The 19,055-nt window shown below is 65.9% G+C and carries 18 protein-coding genes; 6 read left to right on the plus strand and 12 right to left on the minus strand.

The annotated features are described in order from the left end of the window. Positions 1–22: 22 nt before the first annotated feature. The 5 genes from G9E11_RS09165 to G9E11_RS09185 form a co-directional block, all read right to left on the minus strand. A complete protein-coding gene (locus G9E11_RS09165) occupies positions 23–523 on the minus strand; it encodes a DUF3817 domain-containing protein (protein ID WP_190604948.1) in 501 nt (166 codons plus the stop codon). After that, positions 520–1,383 (minus strand): SURF1 family protein, encoded by an 864-nt coding sequence (locus tag G9E11_RS09170; protein ID WP_190604950.1) that lies wholly within the window; start codon positions 1,381–1,383, stop codon positions 520–522. The genes G9E11_RS09165 and G9E11_RS09170 overlap by 4 nt, the downstream gene beginning before the upstream one ends. A 73-nt stretch (positions 1,384–1,456) precedes the next feature. Continuing rightward, positions 1,457–1,945: a PTS sugar transporter subunit IIA gene (locus G9E11_RS09175; protein WP_190604952.1), complete on the minus strand. Its 489-nt coding sequence runs from the start codon at positions 1,943–1,945 to the stop codon at positions 1,457–1,459. 50 nt (positions 1,946–1,995) lie between these two features. After that, a complete protein-coding gene (locus G9E11_RS09180) occupies positions 1,996–3,747 on the minus strand; it encodes a glycerol-3-phosphate dehydrogenase/oxidase (RefSeq protein ID WP_190604954.1) in 1,752 nt (583 codons plus the stop codon). A 97-nt stretch (positions 3,748–3,844) separates the two neighbouring features. Continuing rightward, positions 3,845–4,981 carry a GuaB3 family IMP dehydrogenase-related protein gene (locus G9E11_RS09185; RefSeq protein ID WP_190604956.1) on the minus strand — a complete coding sequence of 379 codons (1,137 nt, stop codon included), beginning with the start codon at positions 4,979–4,981 and terminating at the stop codon, positions 3,845–3,847. A gap of 31 nt (positions 4,982–5,012) precedes the next feature. Between G9E11_RS09185 and G9E11_RS09190 the strand changes: the two genes are divergently transcribed. The 4 genes from G9E11_RS09190 to G9E11_RS09205 all read left to right on the plus strand — a co-directional run bounded on the left by G9E11_RS09190 (position 5,013) and on the right by G9E11_RS09205 (position 7,859). After that, complete coding sequence (locus tag G9E11_RS09190; RefSeq protein ID WP_190604958.1) at positions 5,013–5,657, plus strand: hypothetical protein; 645 nt, start codon at positions 5,013–5,015, stop codon at positions 5,655–5,657. A 69-nt stretch (positions 5,658–5,726) separates the two neighbouring features. Beyond that, the gene (locus G9E11_RS09195) at positions 5,727–6,653 is read left to right on the plus strand and encodes a WXG100 family type VII secretion target (protein ID WP_190604960.1); all 927 of its coding nucleotides are present in this window, start codon (positions 5,727–5,729) and stop codon (positions 6,651–6,653) included. A 52-nt stretch (positions 6,654–6,705) separates the two neighbouring features. Further along, a complete protein-coding gene (locus G9E11_RS09200; RefSeq protein ID WP_190604962.1) occupies positions 6,706–7,356 on the plus strand; it encodes a hypothetical protein in 651 nt (216 codons plus the stop codon). Beyond that, entirely contained in the window at positions 7,353–7,859 is a 507-nt protein-coding gene (locus G9E11_RS09205; protein WP_190604964.1) for a hypothetical protein, read from the plus strand. The genes G9E11_RS09200 and G9E11_RS09205 overlap by 4 nt, the downstream gene beginning before the upstream one ends. A gap of 18 nt (positions 7,860–7,877) precedes the next feature. Here the strand turns inward: G9E11_RS09205 and G9E11_RS09210 are convergent, their stop codons facing one another. The 4 genes from G9E11_RS09210 to G9E11_RS09225 all read right to left on the minus strand — a co-directional run bounded on the left by G9E11_RS09210 (position 7,878) and on the right by G9E11_RS09225 (position 13,839). After that, complete coding sequence (locus G9E11_RS09210) at positions 7,878–9,737, minus strand: ABC transporter ATP-binding protein (protein ID WP_190604966.1); 1,860 nt, start codon at positions 9,735–9,737, stop codon at positions 7,878–7,880. A gap of 37 nt (positions 9,738–9,774) precedes the next feature. Next, positions 9,775–10,023, minus strand: a complete 249-nt coding sequence (locus G9E11_RS09215) for a hypothetical protein (protein WP_190604968.1) — start codon at positions 10,021–10,023, stop codon at positions 9,775–9,777. Positions 10,024–10,101: 78 nt separating this feature from the next. Then, positions 10,102–11,613, minus strand: coding sequence for an IMP dehydrogenase (guaB, locus tag G9E11_RS09220; RefSeq protein ID WP_190604970.1), 1,512 nt, complete (start codon positions 11,611–11,613; stop codon positions 10,102–10,104). Positions 11,614–11,778: 165 nt separating this feature from the next. After that, positions 11,779–13,839, minus strand: coding sequence for an acyltransferase family protein (locus tag G9E11_RS09225; RefSeq protein ID WP_311764328.1), 2,061 nt, complete (start codon positions 13,837–13,839; stop codon positions 11,779–11,781). A gap of 182 nt (positions 13,840–14,021) precedes the next feature. On the opposite strand from G9E11_RS09225, the gene G9E11_RS09230 reads away from it, so the two are divergent. After that, positions 14,022–14,978 (plus strand): DUF389 domain-containing protein, encoded by a 957-nt coding sequence (locus G9E11_RS09230; RefSeq protein WP_194717992.1) that lies wholly within the window; start codon positions 14,022–14,024, stop codon positions 14,976–14,978. A 140-nt stretch (positions 14,979–15,118) separates the two neighbouring features. Here G9E11_RS09230 and groL read toward each other — a convergent pair whose 3' ends face one another. The 3 genes from groL to G9E11_RS09245 form a co-directional block, all read right to left on the minus strand. Beyond that, on the minus strand, positions 15,119–16,729 hold the full coding sequence (gene groL / locus G9E11_RS09235) for a chaperonin GroEL (protein WP_111905247.1): 1,611 nt from the start codon (positions 16,727–16,729) through the stop codon (positions 15,119–15,121). Positions 16,730–16,814: 85 nt separating this feature from the next. After that, on the minus strand, positions 16,815–17,108 hold the full coding sequence (groES, locus tag G9E11_RS09240; RefSeq protein WP_003805290.1) for a co-chaperone GroES: 294 nt from the start codon (positions 17,106–17,108) through the stop codon (positions 16,815–16,817). Between the two features lie 218 nt (positions 17,109–17,326). Then, the gene (locus G9E11_RS09245; protein WP_190604974.1) at positions 17,327–17,746 is read right to left on the minus strand and encodes a hypothetical protein; all 420 of its coding nucleotides are present in this window, start codon (positions 17,744–17,746) and stop codon (positions 17,327–17,329) included. Positions 17,747–17,801: 55 nt separating this feature from the next. On the opposite strand from G9E11_RS09245, the gene G9E11_RS09250 reads away from it, so the two are divergent. Further along, positions 17,802–19,043, plus strand: coding sequence for a THUMP-like domain-containing protein (locus G9E11_RS09250; RefSeq protein ID WP_190604976.1), 1,242 nt, complete (start codon positions 17,802–17,804; stop codon positions 19,041–19,043). Positions 19,044–19,055: the final 12 nt, after the last annotated feature.

Raw genomic sequence — 19,055 nt, forward strand, 5'->3', positions numbered from 1 at the left:
CCGCTGTGACGCACGGAACGGATCAGTAACGGCTGGCGGCCTGGGGGTTGGCAGCGAGTTCAGCCTCGACCTCGGCGTGGAACTTCTTCTCCACGATGAAGGACAGCAACGGGACCACGCCGCCGAGTGCCAGCAGGATCATCTTGCCGAACGGCCACCGCATCAGTGTCCACAGGCGGAAGTTGGACATCAGGTACACGACGTACATCCAGCCGTGGACGATGAGCACGGTCACGGACACGTTGAATCCGCCGAGGACGCCCTTCGGTTCCGCCTGTGCGAAGCCGAAGCCGAACGGCTGGCCGGTCAGGGCGTCCGTTCCGCCGGCGAAGAGGTACTGGCCGAAGGCGTAGCGGGCAACGAGCTCCGCGCACAGCAGCAGCAGCATGGCACCCGTGAGGTAGGCCATGACCTTGTAGAACTTCAGGGCGGAGCGGATCTGCGCCTCCGTGCCGCCAAAGCGTCGCTTCTTCGCCGCCCCGGTCGGGTTGGAGGGCTGGATGGCCGGCTTGGGTTCGATCATGGCTGTACCTTTTGTTGGATCTCGTTGGGTTGGGTAGGTTCTGGTCCGCCGCTGCCACCGGCGGCGTGGTCCCCGCTGCCGTAATCCTCGGCGTCCTCGAGGCTCCTGCGGTAGTCGTCCTTGACCAGCCGCCACCAGATGAACAGGGCGAAGCCGGCGAAAACGATCCACTCCACGGAGTAGAACAGGTTCAGCCAGTTGACCTTCGCGGCCGGGGGCTGGGCGGCGACGCCGAGCGGCACCAGACGGCTGCCGGCGGCTGCACCGACGTCGGCCGTTCCCGACTTTTCCGCGGTGGCGGAAACGAAGGCGGGGTAGCTGCTGACGTTCCAGGCGTTGATGAGTTCAGCCACGGACACCGCCGTCGCCCGGCCGGGTTCAGGGGCCGTGCCCGGCACCGGGGCCTCGGACGGCAGGAGCCGTCCGGTCAGCCGGATGACGCCCGACGGCGGGGCGCTGGCGTCGGCGGGATCAGCGATCCAGCCGCGGGCCACCGGTATGTAGGTTTTCGGTGAGGCAGCCGCGCCCTTGAGCACCGGGGCGTCTGCCACCGCGAAGGCCGTGACCACCCAGTATCCGGTCTTACCGTCCTTGAGCCGGCCCGGAACCAGGACCTGTTTGGCCGGATCGTAGGTACCGGATGCTGTGACCATCTGGTCCGCCACCGAGCCGCGGAAGAAGTCGCCGGGCTGCAGGGTTTTCGTCAGGGCCTGGACCTGCTCCGTGGTGGGGCTGACCGGCACTTCGGGCTGCGTGGAACGGCCGAACTGCCATTGACTCAGGAGCACAAAGACACCCGAAACGGCGATCGCAAAGACCAGGCCTGCGATCCACCGGGGCTGGAGGGCTGTTTTCCACACCCCTTAACGTTACTTCGTCCGTGTGTAGAACAACGAAACGCCTGCCCAGGAGCGTGCCAACGAGTGGGCAACGCTAGTGGTCGAAGAAGACCAGGCTTGAGTTGATGAGCTCTGCAATGATGTCGGCGTCGTAGGCCCGGCGCAGCGACTCACGGAAGGATTCCTTGGACAGGGACCGCGCCAGGGTGGCGAGGACCTCGAGGTGGTCGGAGAATGAGCTGGCCGGCGTGGCGATGAGCAGGACCACAGTGGCGGGGCCGTCCGCGGCCCCAAAGTCCAGGGCCTTGCCGTACTTGGTGATTCCCACGGCGATCGAGGTCTCGGAGACAAACTCGCTGCGGGCGTGGGGCAGGCCCACTCCCCCGGGCAAGCCGGTGGCCAGCTGGTGCTCACGGGCGTTGACGTGTGCCAGGAAACCCTCAAGGTCTGAGACGCGGCCGGCGTCGAACAGCTTCCGGGCCAGCTGGCCGGCTGCGTCCACCTTGTCCGCGGCGTCCATTTCGAGGATCACCATGTCGGGTGTGGTGAGCTCGGCATCGTAACGGTCCAGTGGTTCCGCCAAGTGGTGTCCCTTCAGTGAGGCCGGGGCCCGTCCGGCGGCGGTCTGCGATCTCAGCGCAGCGGGACGATGTCCTCCGCGCCCAGCCGGGCAGCATCGGCCGATTCATCATCGGGCTGCTGCTGACTGAGCCGTTCGGCTTCCACCCGCGCAAGGTAATGCTTGATTTCGCTTTCCCGCTGCGCATCGCTCCAGCCAAGAATTTCTCCCATAAGCTTAGCGACTACCGGGACGGCAGACACACCGCGGTCCCACGCCTCGATGGAAATCCGGGTGCGCCGGGTCAGGACGTCATGCACATGCCGGGCACCCTCATGGGTTGCGGCGTAGACTGCCTCGGCCTGCAGGTAGTCGTCGGCGCCGGGCAGCGGTTCGGCCAGTTCGGGCCGGTCCTGGATGATGGCCAGCACCTCAGACGTCATGGATCCGTAGCGGTTCAGTAGGTGCTCCACGCGTGCTACGTGCACCCCTGATTCCTCGGCGGTCCGGTTCCGGCGGTTCCAGGCGGCCCTGAACCCGCTGGCTCCGAGCAGCGGAATGGTCTCAGTGCAGCTCGGCGGCACGCGCTCGTCCATGCTGCGGACGGCTTCGTCCACGGCGTCCTTGGCCATGACGCGGTACGTGGTCCATTTGCCGCCGGCCACCACCACCAGGCCGGGCACGGGGTGGGCCACGATGTGCTCGCGGGAGAGCTTTGCCGTGGAGTCGCTTTCTCCGGCCAGCAGCGGCCGCAGCCCGGCGTAGACACCCTCCACGTCCTCCCGGGTCAGGGGCCGCTTGAGGACTTTGTTCACGTGCTCCAGGATGTAATCGATGTCCTTGCTGGACGCCGCGGGGTGGGCCTTGTCCAGGTGCCAGTCGGTGTCCGTGGTGCCGATGATCCAGTGCCGCCCCCACGGGATGACGAACAGCACGGACTTCTCGGTCCGCAGGATCAGCCCGACCGTCGACTGGAAGCGGTCGCGCGGCACCACCAGGTGGATGCCCTTGGACGCGCGCACCTTCAGCTGGCCGCGGTCGGTGACCATGGCCTGGGTTTCGTCCGTCCAGACCCCGGTGGCGTTGATGACCTGCTTGGCGCGGATGTTGAAGTTGGAGCCGTCTTCGCGGTTCACCACCTTGGCTCCCACCACCCGCTCGCCTTCACGCAGGAAATCGACGACGGCGGTCTGGTTGACCGCGTGCGCGCCGTAGTAGGCGGCGGTCCGCACCAGGTTTGCCACGTACTTGGCGTCGTCCACCTGGCCGTCGTAGTAGCGGATCGAGCCGACGAAGGCGTCATCCTTCAGGCTCGGGGCCGCGCGCAGGGTGCCCCGGCGCGACAGGTGCTTGTGGAACGGCACGCCCCGCTTGTGCCCGCCGGAAATGGACATGGCGTCGTACAGCGCGATGCCTGCACCAATGTACGGCCGCTCGACGAAGTGTTTAGTCAGCGGGTACAGGAAGGGCACCGGCCGGGCCAGGTGCGGCGCCAGCTCGGAGAGCAGCAGCCCCCGTTCCTGCAGCGCCTCCTTCACCAGTGCGAAGTCGAGCATTTCGAGGTAACGGAGGCCGCCGTGGATGAGCTTGGAGGACCGCGATGAGGTCCCGGCAGCCCAGTCGCTGGCTTCCACGATGCCGACGCTCAGGCCGCGGGTGACGGCGTCGAGAGCCACCCCGGTGCCGACGATGCCGCCGCCGACGATGAGGATGTCCAGTTCCTTGCCCGGCTCCGTTGAAGCCTTGAGCGCGGCCAGCGCGGACTCCCGCGCCTCGGGGCCCAGGGCTCCGCTGGCAGCCGCCGGACGTTCACCGAAACCGGTCATGACAGGCCTCCATCCTCATCGAACGTTGTAGTTCACCAGAGTACTTCGTACGCCTGCCGATGGGCAGGGTGCAGACTGTGTTGCCGAGGGCCGCGGATCAGTTTCCGGCGTAGGGCGAAACTACGACGTCGACCCGCTGGAACTCCTTGAGGTCTGAGTAGCCCGTAGTGGCCATGGAGCGGCGGAGCGCGCCGATCAGGTTGGAGGTCCCGTTGGTGTGGTGCCCCGGCCCGAAGAGCACCTCTTCCAGCGGACCCACAGTTCCGATGTTGACCCTGTCGCCGCGGGGCAGCTCCAGGTGGTGCGCCTCCTGGCCCCAGTGCCAGCCCTTCCCGGGGGCCTCTTCCGCCCGGGCGAGGGCGGTACCGAGCATGACGGCGTCGGCGCCCATGGCGATGGCCTTGACGATGTCCCCCGAGGTGCCCATGCCGCCGTCGGCAATCACGTGGACGTAGCGTCCGCCGGACTCATCCATGTAGTCGCGGCGGGCGGCGGTCACATCGGAGATGGCGGAGGCCATGGGCGAGTGGATGCCCAGGGCGCGGCGCGTGGTGGTGGTGGCACCGCCGCCGAACCCGACCAGGACGCCGGCCGCGCCGGTGCGCATGAGGTGCAGTGCTGGCGTGTAGCCCGCGGCGCCGCCCACGATGACGGGGACGTCGAGTTCGTAGATGAACTGCTTCAGGTTCAGCGGTTCGTGGTCCTTCGAGACGTGCTCGGCGGACACAGTGGTTCCGCGGATGACGAAGATGTCGACGCCGGCGGCCACCACGGTCTTGTAGTGTTCCTGGGTGCGCTGCGGGGTCAGGGACCCGGCCACGGTGATGCCTGCGGCGCGGATTTCGGCCAGGCGCGAGGTGATCAGCTCAGGCTGGATGGGTGCCTGGTAGAGCTCCTGCATCCTGCGCGTGACGGCGGGGCTGTTGGTTTCGTCCGCAAGCGCGCCGATCTCGTCCAGCACGGACTGCGGGTCCTCGTACCGGGTCCAGAGGCCCTCGAGGTCCAGAACGCCCAGACCGCCGAGCTTGCCGAGCGCGATGGCCGTCGCCGGGGACATGGCGGAATCCATAGGGGCCGCGATAACCGGCATGTCGAACTTGTAGGCATCGATCTGCCACGAGACGGAGACGTCCTTGGGGTCACGGGTGCGTCGGTTGGGGACGATCGCAATGTCATCCAGGGAGTAGGCACGACGCCCACGCTTGCCACGGCCAATCTCAATCTCGTAAGTCACTGCTCTAGGTTATCCCAGCTACAGTGGCGGAATGGGCGGACGCTGGGTCTTCGACGGCCACATCGCAGGCATCGGGACCGGCTCCGGCCTGCGCGCGGTAGTGGGGATCTGGCAGGAATCGCCCTTCGGTCCGTTCGCGGACGTGATGGTCCAGCTGCCGTCGGGGCGGCGGATACTCCTGGCTCCCGCTGAGGAGGTGGCTGAGTTTATCGCCGCCACCTACAGTTTCGAGGAGGTCCGCGTCCTGGACGTCGCTGCCATGCTGGCCGGGCAGTCGTTGGCGGTCGACGCCGGACCCCTGGTGATCCGGGCAGGCATCGGCGGCAGGGCCCTCCTGGGTTCGCTGCTGCGCACGGTACCCCGCCCGCTTGCCGTCCACACCCGCTGGCTGACCGCAGTGAGCCCGCTCGTGGCTGCAGCCAGCCCCGGAACCCGGACCTTCGGTACGGCGGGGAACGGCAGGCTGGAGTATTACGGGGTGAGCGACCTGCATCATGTCAGCTCCGCCGTCGTCGGCTGGGAGGGTAGGGACGCCGGACCGCTATCCCCCATCAGCCCACCCGTCACCTTCGGATTCAGCAGCGTCCCGCCGCGGCCCAGCCTCGCCCGGGTCCGGACCACCGTGGCGGAAAGCCGCAGGGCTGGGGACAACTCCCCATCGAAGCCGGCTCCGTGATGCGATAGTTTTGTGCACTGTCCTGATGCCAGGCCGTGACTAGAGAACAACATATTGGGGGAATCAGTGGTGCCTGGAATTTACGGTGCTGACATCGAGCAGCTTCGCGCCCTGTCCAAATCGATGGGCCAGTCCAAGCTGCGTCTTGAGAACGTGGAATCCACCGTTAATTCCCTGGTGCATTCAGCCGCGTGGAAGGGCGCTGACGGGGATAACTTCCGAAATGCTTGGACCTCGTCCCTGCGTCCGATGCTGAACAAGGCGGCGGAGTCCCTGCAGCACCAATCCAAGTCGCTGCTGACCCAAGCGACCGAACAGGAAAAAGCCAGCAATGAAGGCGGCACGAGTGCTTCCTCGACGGCTAGGACTGGAACGACGGCGGCGATGCTCACCTCGTCCCCGGGTGAAGGCAGGAACTGGGACGACGCCTTTACCGACCCGAACTATAAACCTGCACCCTCAGGTCTGGAATGGCTATTGGAAAAACTGGGAGCCGAGGACGGAAATGAGGCTTCCGACATCGCGAGCGCACTGCAGTTGGTCGCGGACAAGTTCAGCTGGAACATAGACCTTGCACAAGTCGAAAAGGGAGTTAGCAAGTTCTTTGACTTTATGAAGGGCGCCAGCAAGGGCCTTGTGGGGCTGGGCATAGTTCTGGGTGGCCTGGATATCGCATCAGGCATCGAGCATCGTGATCCGTTCCGAATTGCTGACGGAGTTGTTGGCGGAGGCCTAGCTATTGCCGCAGGAATCGCAGCAGCAACCGGTGTCGGGCTGCCCGTGGCGGCCGCCATCGGCGGTGCCGGTCTCCTGTGGGGACTCGCGTCCATTGCTTCCGGTGACACTCCGGTCACAAAACGTATCTGGGATTTCGGATCCGGAGTGGTCGGCGGGGTCAGAGACCTTGCAAAGGGGACAGCAAACGGCGTCAAGAACCTCGCCGACGGCGCTGGAGATGCCTTAGGCCGGGTCGGCGGTAAGCTCGCATTCGGCTAATAGAGGTGACAACACCCTGCAGAGAACGACCATCAGCGGATCATAGGAACACATGACTAAGCAGCACCTGCCGGATACGGCGTACCGCGTCACGAGCCACGAAATACTGGCCCTGCTCGCGTTCGAGCCAGGGCCGGGTACCTCGCTAACCCGCCGAGCCCTGGGACTGTCAGACCTGCCGGACGATCACGACCTGGTTAGGGCCGGCATTGGCACGCTAAACGTCAGGGACGCGGCGACGGTCGACGGTGAGCAGGTCAGCCTGCACGGCCCGGCAGCCTTTCTGGCCAGGGTCTTCGGCACCGCGACTCTTTGGTTCGACATCACCAGGGTGGGTTCTGATGCCGTGGCGCCCGCCTACATCGCAGAGTCTCCAGCGGGCCGGGTAGCGCTTTTTCTTCGACCCTTGAGTGAATACGTATGCCTCCCGATGAGCGAAGATCCCGCTACGTCGGACATGCTAGAGGCCACTGTGGACGACGCCGTCAGTGCGGCGCGGGCTCCGTCCGGAGGCATTGTCAGCATCCGGCGATACGACATGGACGGCGAACCGATTGTTGCAAACGTCAAAGTGCTGAACGACGGCGTGATGAAACTGGCCTCGGCACCACTCGATGAGAGCGGCCAACTGACAGTCCGGGATCTGCAGCCCACCGAGCGACCGGGCCACGTAGTGCGTTCCCTGTTTGAGGCCCAGGCATGACGGGCATTGATCCGAGTGTTATGACCCCCGAGGCCGGCTATGGATTCGCTCAGCGCAAAGCTTGGGTGTTTTCCGCCTGGTGGTACCCCGGGATTCTGGCGCTCTCCGGGGCAGTATATGGCGTGTTCGCACTGTTGTTGGGACAAAGCCCGGAAACCGGCGTAGTCATGGCAATACTCGGGACAGCGCTGTCGGCCCTTGGTTGGGCGCTGACCATAGCACCGCGTTTTACCCGCAAGCGTCCCCGACCTGCTTCCGACATCCCTCGAGTGGAGCAAGGGATCCGGACAACTCCCATTACGATCCGAACACTCCTAATCGCGGGCGCACTGGCCCTTGCGGCCCTGATGCTGTTCACCCCTGGTGGTGCTTCCGTGGATGCCCTGCCGTTATTCGGACTGCTCGTCACATTGATACTGGGCATGTGCGCGGGGTTGGCCTACATACGCCGGCTCATGATGAACAGCGCCGAACTTTATGCGAGATGGCTCAAACGCCGCTGAGGGCGCCCCCTGACTCGGTCAGATCCCGCCAGCCTCCTCAACACTGAGCTGGGACTCGAACATCCGGAAGTAGCGGCCGCGGAGCGCCACCAGTTCCCGGTGCGTGCCCTGCTCCACGATCCGGCCGTCCTCCAGCATGTACACGATGTCCGCCTTCTCGATCGTGGCGAGCCGGTGGCTGATGGCGATGATGGTGCTGCTGCGCTCCGCGAACAGCCGGGTGAAGATGCGGTGCTCCGCCAGCGCGTCGATGGCGGACGTGGGCTCGTCCATGACCATGAACGAGGCGTTCCGGTAAAAGTTCCGTGCCATGGCCAGCCGCTGCCACTGCCCGCCGCTCAGTCCGCTCCCCTTCCGGCCGCGCGGATCCTCCATCCAGTTGCTGACGTGGTTGTCCAGGCCGTTAGGCAGTTTGTTGATGAAGTCCAGCGCCTCTGCATCGGCGGCCGCTCGGCTGATCCGCTCGTCGTCGCGGGGTGAGTCGACGTCGCCGAAGAGGATGTTTTCGGCTGCGGTGGCGAACTCGTACTTGAGGAATTCCTGGCTCAGCACCGCCAGGTGGCGGTGCCAGGAGGTGACGTCGACGGCGGCGAGGTCCACGCCGTCGAGCATCACCTGGCCGGAATTCGGGCGGTAAAGCCCGGCCAGGATACGGATCAGCGTGGATTTTCCGGCGCCGTTCTCCCCCACGATGGCGATGTGCTGGCCCTCGCGGATGGTCATGCTGACGCCGCGGATCACTTCGATGTCGCTGCCGGTGTACGTGAAGCGGATGTCCCGCAGCTCGACCGTCTTCGGCGCCTCCAGCAGCGGCGGTGCGTGGCTGGAGTGCACGGGCAGTGCCATGAACAGCTCGTAGTCCTTGAGGTTGGCGAGGTCCTCATCGATCGAGCTGAGCGAGGACACCAGGCTGTTCGCGGTGGACAGAGCCCGGCTGACGATCTGCTGCACGTAGAGGAACTGTCCCACGGGCTGGGCACGGGCGATGATCTGGCCAACCACCCAGATGAGAGAGACAACCTCTGCGGCGTACTGCAGGGCGTCGGCGGCCAACTGCTTGGGGATGTAGCGCTTCTGGAAGTCCAGCCGGCGCTTCTCGTCGGCGTCCCTGAGCCGGGAGCGCAGCCCCATGAGGTACCCGACGATCCCGTACAGACGCATCTCGGCAATGTGCTGGGGCCGGAGCAGGTTGGTCTCGATCATCCGCCGCTGACGGCGCGAATCCACCTGGGTGTTCCAGTGCGCGATCTGCTCGCGGGACAGCTTGAACTGCAGGTAGACGCTGGGGACGATCGCGACGAGCACGATCACGGCGATCCACCAGCTCACCAGCAGGAGCGCGCCGATGGCAAGGATCACCGACACCAGCTGCGTGAAGATGGCCGCGATCCTGTCCAGGACCCTCGCATAGGAGTCGGAGAACCGCTTGGCGCGGTCGTAGAGGTCCACCGTCTCCTTGTCGTCGTACCGCCAGAAATCCAGCGCAAGGAACCGCTCGTACATCAGGTCCCCCACAATGGCCCCAACCCGGAAGCTCATCAGCTGCTGGATGTAGCGGTCCACGCTGCCGAACGCGCCCCAGAACAGGCCGAGGGCGGCAGTGATGATGACATACACGATGGCCTGCTGCCCCGCTGCGGCGTCCCCGCTGTAGGCTGCAGCCAGCGCGGTGGTGGTCAGGCCGGCGAAGTACGTGGTGACCAGTGGCAGCACCGCCGAGATCAGCGATCCGGCCACTTTCATGAGCACGGCACCCGGCGACGCGCGGAAACTGACGCGCAGGACCTGGGCCACGGCACGGGCATAGGGCTTCAGTGCCAGCCGCCGCTGAGGTTCCCTTTTGGGGTTCAGTTCAGCGGGATGGCGTGGTTGGGACATGGCTCCAGCCTAGTGCCGCTTCCCGGCCAGCAAGCCGTCAATACTTTTCGCCGTACTCGTACTCCGGGAAATCGAAGCAGGCACTGAAGCTGTCGATCTGCAGACTCTCCGGCCCGTCCCAGATCCCCACGATCAAATGTGTGCCGTCGTCGTGAAGCAGTTCGACGACACGCGCGCCATCCTTGTCGGTGCTGTCGCTGGCGTTCCAGCCGCCCTGGCCCGAATGACCAGTCCTGGCGGAAGCGGTCCCCGTCCGCCCGTGCCTGGGAGTCCCCCAAGCCGGCACCTATTTATCCATCGATTGTACTTTAGACAGACAAAAGGCCGGGATGGGCAGAACTGCCCATCCCGGCCTTCGTAGGGACTAGCGGGAACCGTAGTTCGGCGCCTCGACGGTCATCTGGATGTCGTGCGGGTGCGATTCCTTCAGCCCGGCCGGGGTGATGCGGACGAACTTGCCGCGGGCCTTCAGCTCGGGCACCGTGGGAGCACCGGTGTAGAACATGGTCTGGCGGAGGCCGCCCACCAGCTGGTACGCCACCGAGGCCAGCGGCCCGCGGTAGGCCACGCGGCCTTCGATGCCCTCAGGGATGAGCTTGTCATCGCCGGAGACGTCAGCCTGGAAGTAGCGGTCCTTCGAGTAGGACGTGTTCTTGCCGCGCGACTGCATTGCGCCGAGGGAGCCCATGCCGCGGTAGCTCTTGAACTGCTTGCCGTTGACGAAGATGAGCTCGCCCGGGGACTCGTCACAGCCGGCCAGCAGGGAGCCGAGCATCACGGTGTCAGCACCGGCGACCAGCGCCTTGCCGATGTCGCCCGAGTACTGGAGGCCGCCGTCGGCGATCAGCGGAACGCCGGCCGGAATGGCAGCCTTCGCCGATTCGTAGATGGCGGTGATCTGCGGGACGCCCACGCCGGCCACCACGCGGGTGGTGCAGATGGAGCCCGGGCCGACGCCCACCTTGATGCCGTCGGCACCGGCGTCGATCAGCGCCTGGGCGCCTTCGCGAGTGGCGGCCTGGCCGCCGATGATGTCCACGTGCGCGGCAACCGGATCGGACTTCAGGCGGCGGATCATGTCCAGCACACCCTGCGAGTGGCCGTTCGCGGTGTCCACGAAGAGGGCGTCGACGCCGGCGTCCACCAGCTTCATGGCGCGCTCCCAGCCGTCACCGAAGAAGCCGATGGCGGCACCGACACGCAGCCGGCCCTCGTCGTCCTTGGTGGCCAGCGGGTACTGCTCGGCCTTCGTGAAGTCCTTGGTGGTGATGAGGCCCTTCAGGCGCCCCTGCTCGTCCACCAGCGGGAGCTTCTCGATCTTGTTTGTGGCCAGCTTGTGCGAGGCTTCCTCGCGGCTGATGCCGACATGGCCGGTGACCAGCGGCATCTTGGTCATGACGTCGCTGACCAGGCGGATCGGGAAGTCGGATTCCGGCACGAAGCGGGTGTCGCGGTTGGTGACGATGCCGAGGAGCCGGTTGCCGTCGTCGACCACGGGAAGGCCGGAGACGCGGTAACGGGCGCACAGCTCGTCGAGTTCGAGCAGTGTGGCCTCGGGGCCGATGGTGAGCGGGTTGGTGATCATGCCCGACTCGCTGCGCTTGACGCGGTCCACCTGGTCGGCCTGGTCATCGATCGCGAGGTTGCGGTGGACGACGCCGAGGCCGCCCTGGCGTGCCATGGCGATGGCCATCCGGGACTCGGTGACGGTGTCCATGGCCGCGGAAAGCAGCGGCGTCTGGACGGTGATGCGCTTGGAGATCCGGGAGGACGTGTCGGCCTCGGAGGGGATCACGTCGGTGTGGCCGGGAAGCAGCAGGACGTCGTCGTACGTCAGGCCGATGAAGCCGAAGGGGTCGTGCTCGGGCTGGGTCATGAGTGCGCCTCTTACCTTGGTTACAGGTTCACGGGTAGGGGTTGCAGCCGATGACCAGCCCGTCATTACGGGACTGGCCTGTGCAGAAGTATTGAATAAATTCTAGAACCTCTGCGGCGATCCCCATATTCCGGGACGGCATTGTGAGCAAAGGCACGACCGAGGCTATTTCCAGCCGGTGGCCTTCAGCAGCCGTTTCTCGAACATCGGAATCATGGACTGGACGTAGGTCTTGGTGAGGTGGTTGTCGTCCTTGTAGACATATACGTTGCCCACCACCGCCGGGCAGATGCCGCCCGCGCAGATGAAGTCACTCATGTCCATCAGGCGCAGCCCGTCCACCTTGCCCCGGTATGCGTCCAGCGGCGATTTGGCGGCAAGTGATTCGCCGAGCGGCGGGTTGCACTCGGGAGCCTCGGTGCCGTACTTCTGCACGCATTCGGGCATGTTGATTGCGAAGCGGGGGTTGTCCCGGACCCCCACCACGTCAATCCCGGCGTCGGTGAACTGCTGGATGCCCTCCAGGTAGCCGGACACCTCCGTTTCGAACGGGGCTTCCTTGTGTGTGAGAGATGCCACGGTGAACACTGCGTCCGGCTTGTGCTCCATGACGTACTCGGCGCTGGCCTTGTTGAAGGCGTTGCAGTCGGCGTCGCGCTCCGGGGATTCGGCACCGAACCGGCAGTTGCCCTTCAGGAGGGTGACCACCTCCCAGCCGTGGTCCCTGGCGATGGGGCCGAGCGCGGCCATGTACTGCTGCGCGTGGGAGTCGCCAAGCACCACGATCCGCTTGGTGACCCTGTCCGGCTTGCTGTTCTGCAGGCAGCCGTTGAGCAGGGGGTCGCTGGGGACGTTTTCGTCGGTGCACAGGCCGTCGATGTCCGCCCACTCGTTTTTCATGGCGGCAGGCGCGGGAATCACGGTGGCTTCCGGCGTCGCCTTGCCGGCGTTCTCCGGTGCCAGCGCGGCGGCGCCCGGAGTCAGCTCGCGCGGCTGCGCGGCTGCTGCCGCTTCCTCTGCGGTCAGCTTGGTCTGCCACACCGCGACCGGCCCGGCCAGCAGGGCGCCGCAGGCAACAATCACGACGGCGGTTCGCCAGGCCCGCAGTTGCGGCCAGTGCCATTCGCGCAGGGGCTTTTCCACGAAGCGGGTGGTGAGCACGGCCAGCACCACGGAACCGGCCACAATGGCGAGGCCCTGGACCAGGTTTGGCTTTTCGATCCCGGTGGCTGCAAGCGACAGGACCAGGACCGGCCAGTGCCAGAGGTACAGGGCGTAGGAGTTGTCCCCCAGCGCCACCAGCGGCTTTGCTGTCAGGAGCCTGTCCACGCCGAATCTGCTGCCGCTTTGGCCGGCCACGATGATGGCGGCCGCGGCCAGGGTGGGCCACAGCGCAATGAAGCCCGGGAAGGACCGGTCCACGGTGAGCAGCAGCCCGCAGGAGATCATGGCGGCGAGCCCGGCCCAGCCCAGCACAACGCGCAGCGCCTTCACCGGCTTAAGGTGGGGCAGCGCCAGTGCCAGCAGCGATCCCAGTGCGAACTCCCAAAGCCGGGTCCGCGTATCGAAGTAGGCGTAGGCCTGGTTGCTGGCCGTCTGGTCGATGGAGTACACCAGGGAAGCGATGAAGATGCCGCCGAAGGCAAACAACAAAACAGTCCGGTAACTGACGTCCCGGCGGGCCCGCAGCAGCCGCCACACCAAGGCGGAGCCGGCGAAGATGAGGGGCCAGAGAATGAAGACCTGGCCCTGGATGGACAGCGACCAGAAGTGCTGGAGCGGGCTGGCTCCGGAGTGGTCCTGCGCGTAGTAATCCACCGCAGTGTTGGCCAGCAGCCAGTTCTGCCCGTAGAGGAGGGAGGCCCATGCTTCGTTGAGGACGTCGGGCCAGCGGCTCTGCGGCAGAACCAGCCAGGTTCCGGCCAGGACACCGAGGATCACCACGACGGCGGCCGGGATCAGCCGTTTGAAGAGGTGCAGCCAGTGGCTCACGAGGCGCAGCGGCGCACCCTTTTCCACCTTGCGGATGAAGGACATGGTCAGCAGGAATGCCGAGATGAGGAGGAAGATATCCACGCCGCCGGAAACCCGGCCAAGCCACACGTGGTATGTGACCACCATGAGCACCGCGAGGGCGCGAAGGCCCTGGACCTCGGGACGGTAGCCCGGTTTAGCCTTCAGCCGGGCAGCCCGCGGCTCCTGCGTGTGTTCCTTGGTTTCTGGCACAGATAACCCCTCAAACGGCAGCACAAAGTAACCACGTTACCGTTTCGTGATATTTGAGACCAATCAACCGCTCGAGATGTGACCGGCGTCTCAGCAGGACGGATTCCGGTTTCCTGGGCACTATAGAGTCGGTGACTAAGGGAAGTTGGTGGCGTTGATTGGAGTGCCAGGTGATCGTCCAGATGCGGATTTGCGTACCAGCCGAACTGACCACCCTCGTGGCAGACCTGTGCCAGCAGCAGGCCGGTACGGCCGAGGTCGCACTGCACACAGGTGCCTCGATCCTTCCCAAGGGCGACGTGGTCCTGGTGCACGTTGCCCGGGAATCGGTGGAGGAGCTGATGGAGAAGCTGCGCGCCCTAAACGTTGAGAGCCTCGGTTCAATTGCACTTACAGCTCCTGACCTGGTTCTTTCCGACAGGGCCGACAAGGCCGAGGAGACCGCCCCCGGAGAAGGCGCCGACACGGTCATCTGGGACGAGGTGTCGCGGCAGACCGGTGAGGAGTCCCGGCTCAGCTGGACCCTCCTGTCGTTCCTTGTGCTGGCCACCCTGCTCGCAGCGATCGGCATCGTCACGGACTCCACCATCGCCATCGTCGGTGCCATGGCCGTGGGGCCCGAGTTCGGACCGCTCGCTGCACTGGCGGTTGCCGTGGTGCGCCGAAACTGGAGGCTCGGCGGCCGCGCGGCGGTTGCCCTGGGTGTGGGCTTCCCCGCAGCAATGCTGATCACAGCGCTGATCACCTGGCTGGCACTGCCGCTGGGCCTGTTTCCGCGGGACGTGCTGGACCGGGCCTCGGCGGCCGAATTCATCTACCACCCGGGACCGTTTTCGCTGATCGTGGCCGTCCTCGCCGGTGCCGCCGGGATGCTTTCCGTCATCAGCGGGCGCTCGGCCGCCCTGATCGGCGTCTTCATTTCAGTGACCACCGTGCCCGCGGCCGGCTTCGTAGCCGTGGCGCTGGTCCTTGGCGAATTCAGCAAGGCGGCCGGGTCAGCCCTGCAGCTGCTGCTGAACCTGGGCGGCATCGTGGCTGCCGCCGTCGCGGTCCTCTACTTTTACCGGCTGGTCACCAAACGGCTTCCCGACGGCGACGCGCTCCGGCTGCGGCGGCAGGCCCTTCGCGCCCGGCGCTAGCGCAAGACCCCAGACGCCAGGTGCCTGGGCCAGATGCCAGGCGCCAGCTGCCTGGGCCAGGTGCGAGGAAAACGCAAAGAAGGCCCGCCCAGCGGCTGCTGGACGGGCCTTCTTGTGAAGCCGCGAGAGCGGGCTGCAGCCTAGTGGCTGTGGCCTGCGTGCTCGTCTTCCTCGGCCGGCTTTTCAGCCACGAGGGTTTCGGTGGTGAGCACCAGCGCAGCGATGGAGGCTGCGTTGCGAAGAGCGGCACGGGTGACCTTGACGGGGTCGATGACGCCCGCCGCGATCAGGTCCTCGTACTCGCCGGACTTGGCGTTGAAGCCGTGGTTGTTGTCCTGCTCGGCAACCCGGGCGGTCACAACGTAGCCGTCGTGGCCGGCGTTCTGGGCGATCCAGCGCAGCGGCTGGACCAGTGCACGGCGGACGATGCCGACGGCGGCAGCCGCGTCACCTTCGAGTGCCGTGACGGCCGGGTCCTCGTCGAGTGCCTTCAGCGCGTGGATCAGGGCGGAACCGCCGCCGGCCACGATGCCTTCTTCGAGGGCGGCGCGGGTGGAGGACACTGCATCTTCGATGCGGTGCTTCTTTTCCTTCAGCTCAACCTCGGTGGCTGCGCCGACCTTGATCACGCCGATGCCGCCAGCCAGCTTAGCCAGGCGCTCCTGCAGCTTTTCCCGGTCCCAGTCGGAATCGGTGCGGGTCAGCTCGGCGCGCAGCTGCGCAACGCGTGCGGCAACGTCCTCGGCCGAACCTGCGCCGTCGACGATGGTGGTGTTGTCCTTGGTCACCGTGATGCGGCGGGCAGTACCCAGCACCTCGAGGCCAACGGAGTCCAGGCTCAGGCCCAGTTCCGGGGACACAACCTGGGCGCCGGTCAGCGTGGCGATGTCCTGCAGCATGGCCTTGCGGCGGTCGCCGAAGCCCGGAGCCTTGACGGCAACCACGTTCAGGGTGCCGCGGATACGGTTGACGATCAGCGTGGACAGGGCCTCGCCGTCGACGTCCTCGGCGATGATGAACAGCGGCTTGGAGCTCTGCAGCGCCTTCTCCAGCAGCGGCAGGAATTCCTGCACCGAGGAGATCTTGCCCTGGTTGATCAGGATGAGGGCGTCCTCGAGGACGGCTTCCTGGCGCTCCGTGTCCGTGATGAAGTACGGGGACAGGTAGCCCTTGTCGAACTGCATGCCTTCGGTCAGAGCCAGCTCGGTCTGCGTGGTGGAGGATTCCTCGATGGTGATCACACCATCCTTGCCAACCTTGCCGAATGCCTCGGCGAGCAGCTCGCCAACCTCGTCGCTCTGGGCTGAGATGGCGGCAACGTTGGCCACCTGGGTGCCCTCGACGGGACGCGCGTTCTCCAGCAGGCGTGCTGCGATGGCCTCGACGGAGACCTCGATGCCGCGCTTGATCTGGCCAGGAGCGGCGCCGGCGGCAACGTTGCGCAGGCCTTCCTTGACCAGTGCCTGGGCGAGCACGGTTGCGGTGGTGGTGCCGTCACCGGCGACGTCGTTCGTCTTGGTGGCGACTTCCTTGGCCAGCTGGGCGCCAAGGTTCTCGTACGGGTCGTCCAGCTCGACCTCCCGGGCGATGGTCACGCCGTCGTTGGTGATGGTGGGGGCGCCCCACTTCTTGTCCAGCACGACGTTGCGGCCGCGGGGACCAAGCGTCACCTTAACCGTGTTGGCGAGCTTGTCGATGCCGGCTTCGAGCGACCGGCGGGCAGCGTCGTTAAACGCAAGCTGCTTTGCCATGGTTTGTCCTTTCAAGACAGAACCCCGCGCAGCCGCCCGGTCAGAATGAAATCAGACTCGGGCAGCGGCACGGGGATCCAAAGAGTTACTTAACGACGATCGCCAGAACGTCGCGGGCGGAGAGCACGAGGTACTCGGTGCCGCCGGTCTTGACTTCGGTTCCGCCGTACTTGGAGTAGATGACGACGTCCCCAACGGCTACGTCGACCGGTACGCGGTTGCCGTCTTCGAAGCGGCCGGGGCCTACTGCAACAACTTCGCCTTCCTGCGGCTTCTCCTGGGCGGAGTCCGGGATGACCAGGCCGGAAGCCGTGGTCTGCTCGGCTTCGAGCGGGCGGACAACAATACGATCCTCAAGAGGCTTAATAGAGACCGACACTCGGACCTCTCCTTTTCGTCAAAATTCATGGACAGTAAAAACTGTTGCGCCGTGGCGGCAGACCGTCGTCGCGGTGCCGGCAGCAGCCAGGCTGGCAGCTCTTCGTGTGTTAGCACCCTCCTAGGGAGAGTGCTAATGATGACTCTATGTAAGGGGTTAGCACTCGGTCAAGGCGAGTGCCAGAATTTCATCCGCCGTAACCCCCGCGGACCCTTCATTCAGCGCCCGGCGAGGTCGTCGAACCCCAGGTCCTCGCCGCCGTCGGCGTCTTCGTCCCCCGCTTTCCGCTGTTCGCGGACAAGCACGACGGCGGCCGCCGCCGCGGTCACGACCGACACGATGAGCACCACGATGCCGCCAACACGCGCCCCCAGGTAAAGGTCCCGGATCTGCCGGGCTTCCTCGGTGGCGTCGCTGATGTTCTTGCCGCCAACCGAGTAGACGGTGGAATTGAAGGAGTCCAGCAGGAAGATGATCACCAGCAGGACAAGACAGACGACGGCGACAACTGCTCCGGCGATCAGGACCGGCCGTGCGTATCGGACCAGGCGGCTATGATGCTGCGCCGGACCGGGGCTGGTGCTTTCGGGCTGACCTGAATCGGGCTGTCCTGGGGTTGGCGTTTCGCTGGATTCCATTCAGTCCACCCTATCGGGAAGAGCTTGGGGCGGCCGCTCCACTAGGCTTGATCCCATGTCTGAAGCACCGCAGGACCAGATCGCCCCGCTCCTCACAGAAGAAGGATGGGAGCTGCTGGCCTCGCTCGGACCCTACCGGGAAGACGACTCCTTCACCCTCAGCTCAACCCTTCGCAAGGCCGGCCACTCCCCCGAACTCGTGTCCGCCGTCCTGACGCAGTCACGGCTCCGGACCAGGGCCGAGGTCAAGTTCGGCGAGTTTGCCCGGCAGATGCTCTTCACGCAGGCCGGCCTGGAGCAGGCCACCCGGCTCAGTGTGGCGGCCCGGCACGCCCAGCGCTTTGCCCAGGCGGGCGTCGGACACGTTGCCGATCTGGGCTGCGGCCTCGGCGCGGACGCCATGGCCCTGGCGTCGCTGGACATTGCCGTGACCGCCGTGGAGGTCGACGAGACCACCGCCGCCTGCGCCACGATCAACCTCATTCCCTTTCCGCACGCCACGGTGGTCCATTCGGACGCTACGTCGGTGGAGCTGGAGGACGGGGCGGGCGTCTGGCTGGACCCCGCCCGGCGCACCACCACCACGTCCGGCACCAAACGGATCTGGGACCCCGAGGCGTTCTCTCCGCCACTGTCCTTCGTGGAGTCGCTGGCCGCCGCGGGGCGCGCCGTCGGGGTCAAAATGGGGCCCGGCATGCCGCACGAGTCGGTGCCTGCCGGCTGCGAGGCACAGTGGGTCTCGGTGGGCGGCGACGTCACAGAAGTGACGCTATGGTTCAACGCCGTGGCCCGTCCCGGAATCCGCCGGGCCGCCCTGGTCATCGGTGCCGACGGCGCCGCCGAACTCACCAGCGGCGAGGAGTTCGACGCCGGACCCGTGGCGCCGGTTGGCCCGGTGGAGGGTTTCCTGTACGAGCCGGACGGCGCCGTCATCCGCGCCGGGCTCGTGGCCGACCTCGCCCTTGGCCTGGGCGGCCATCTCGTGGACGAGCACATCGCCTACATCTGCGCCCCGGAGCTGGTGGACACTCCGTACGCCCGGGCCTACCGGGTTTTGGAGGTCATGCCATTCAACGTCAAGGCGCTCAAGGCCTGGGTCCGGGAGAACGGCGTCGGCGTTCTGGACATCAAGAAGCGCGGCACGTCCGTCACCCCGGAGGAGCTCCGCAAGCAGCTGCTGCCTGGCGGCAAGGGCGCAGGCAAAGCTGGCGGCAAGGCTGCGGGCAAAAAGACAGCCACCCTGGTCCTCACCCGGATCGGGGAGGAAAGAGTGGCTGTCTCCGTAGAGCCCGTCTGACCGCTGGTTGCT

Origin of the sequence: Arthrobacter ipis, assembly GCF_014694315.1 — a bacterium.
Taxonomy (GTDB): domain Bacteria; phylum Actinomycetota; class Actinomycetes; order Actinomycetales; family Micrococcaceae; genus Arthrobacter; species Arthrobacter ipis.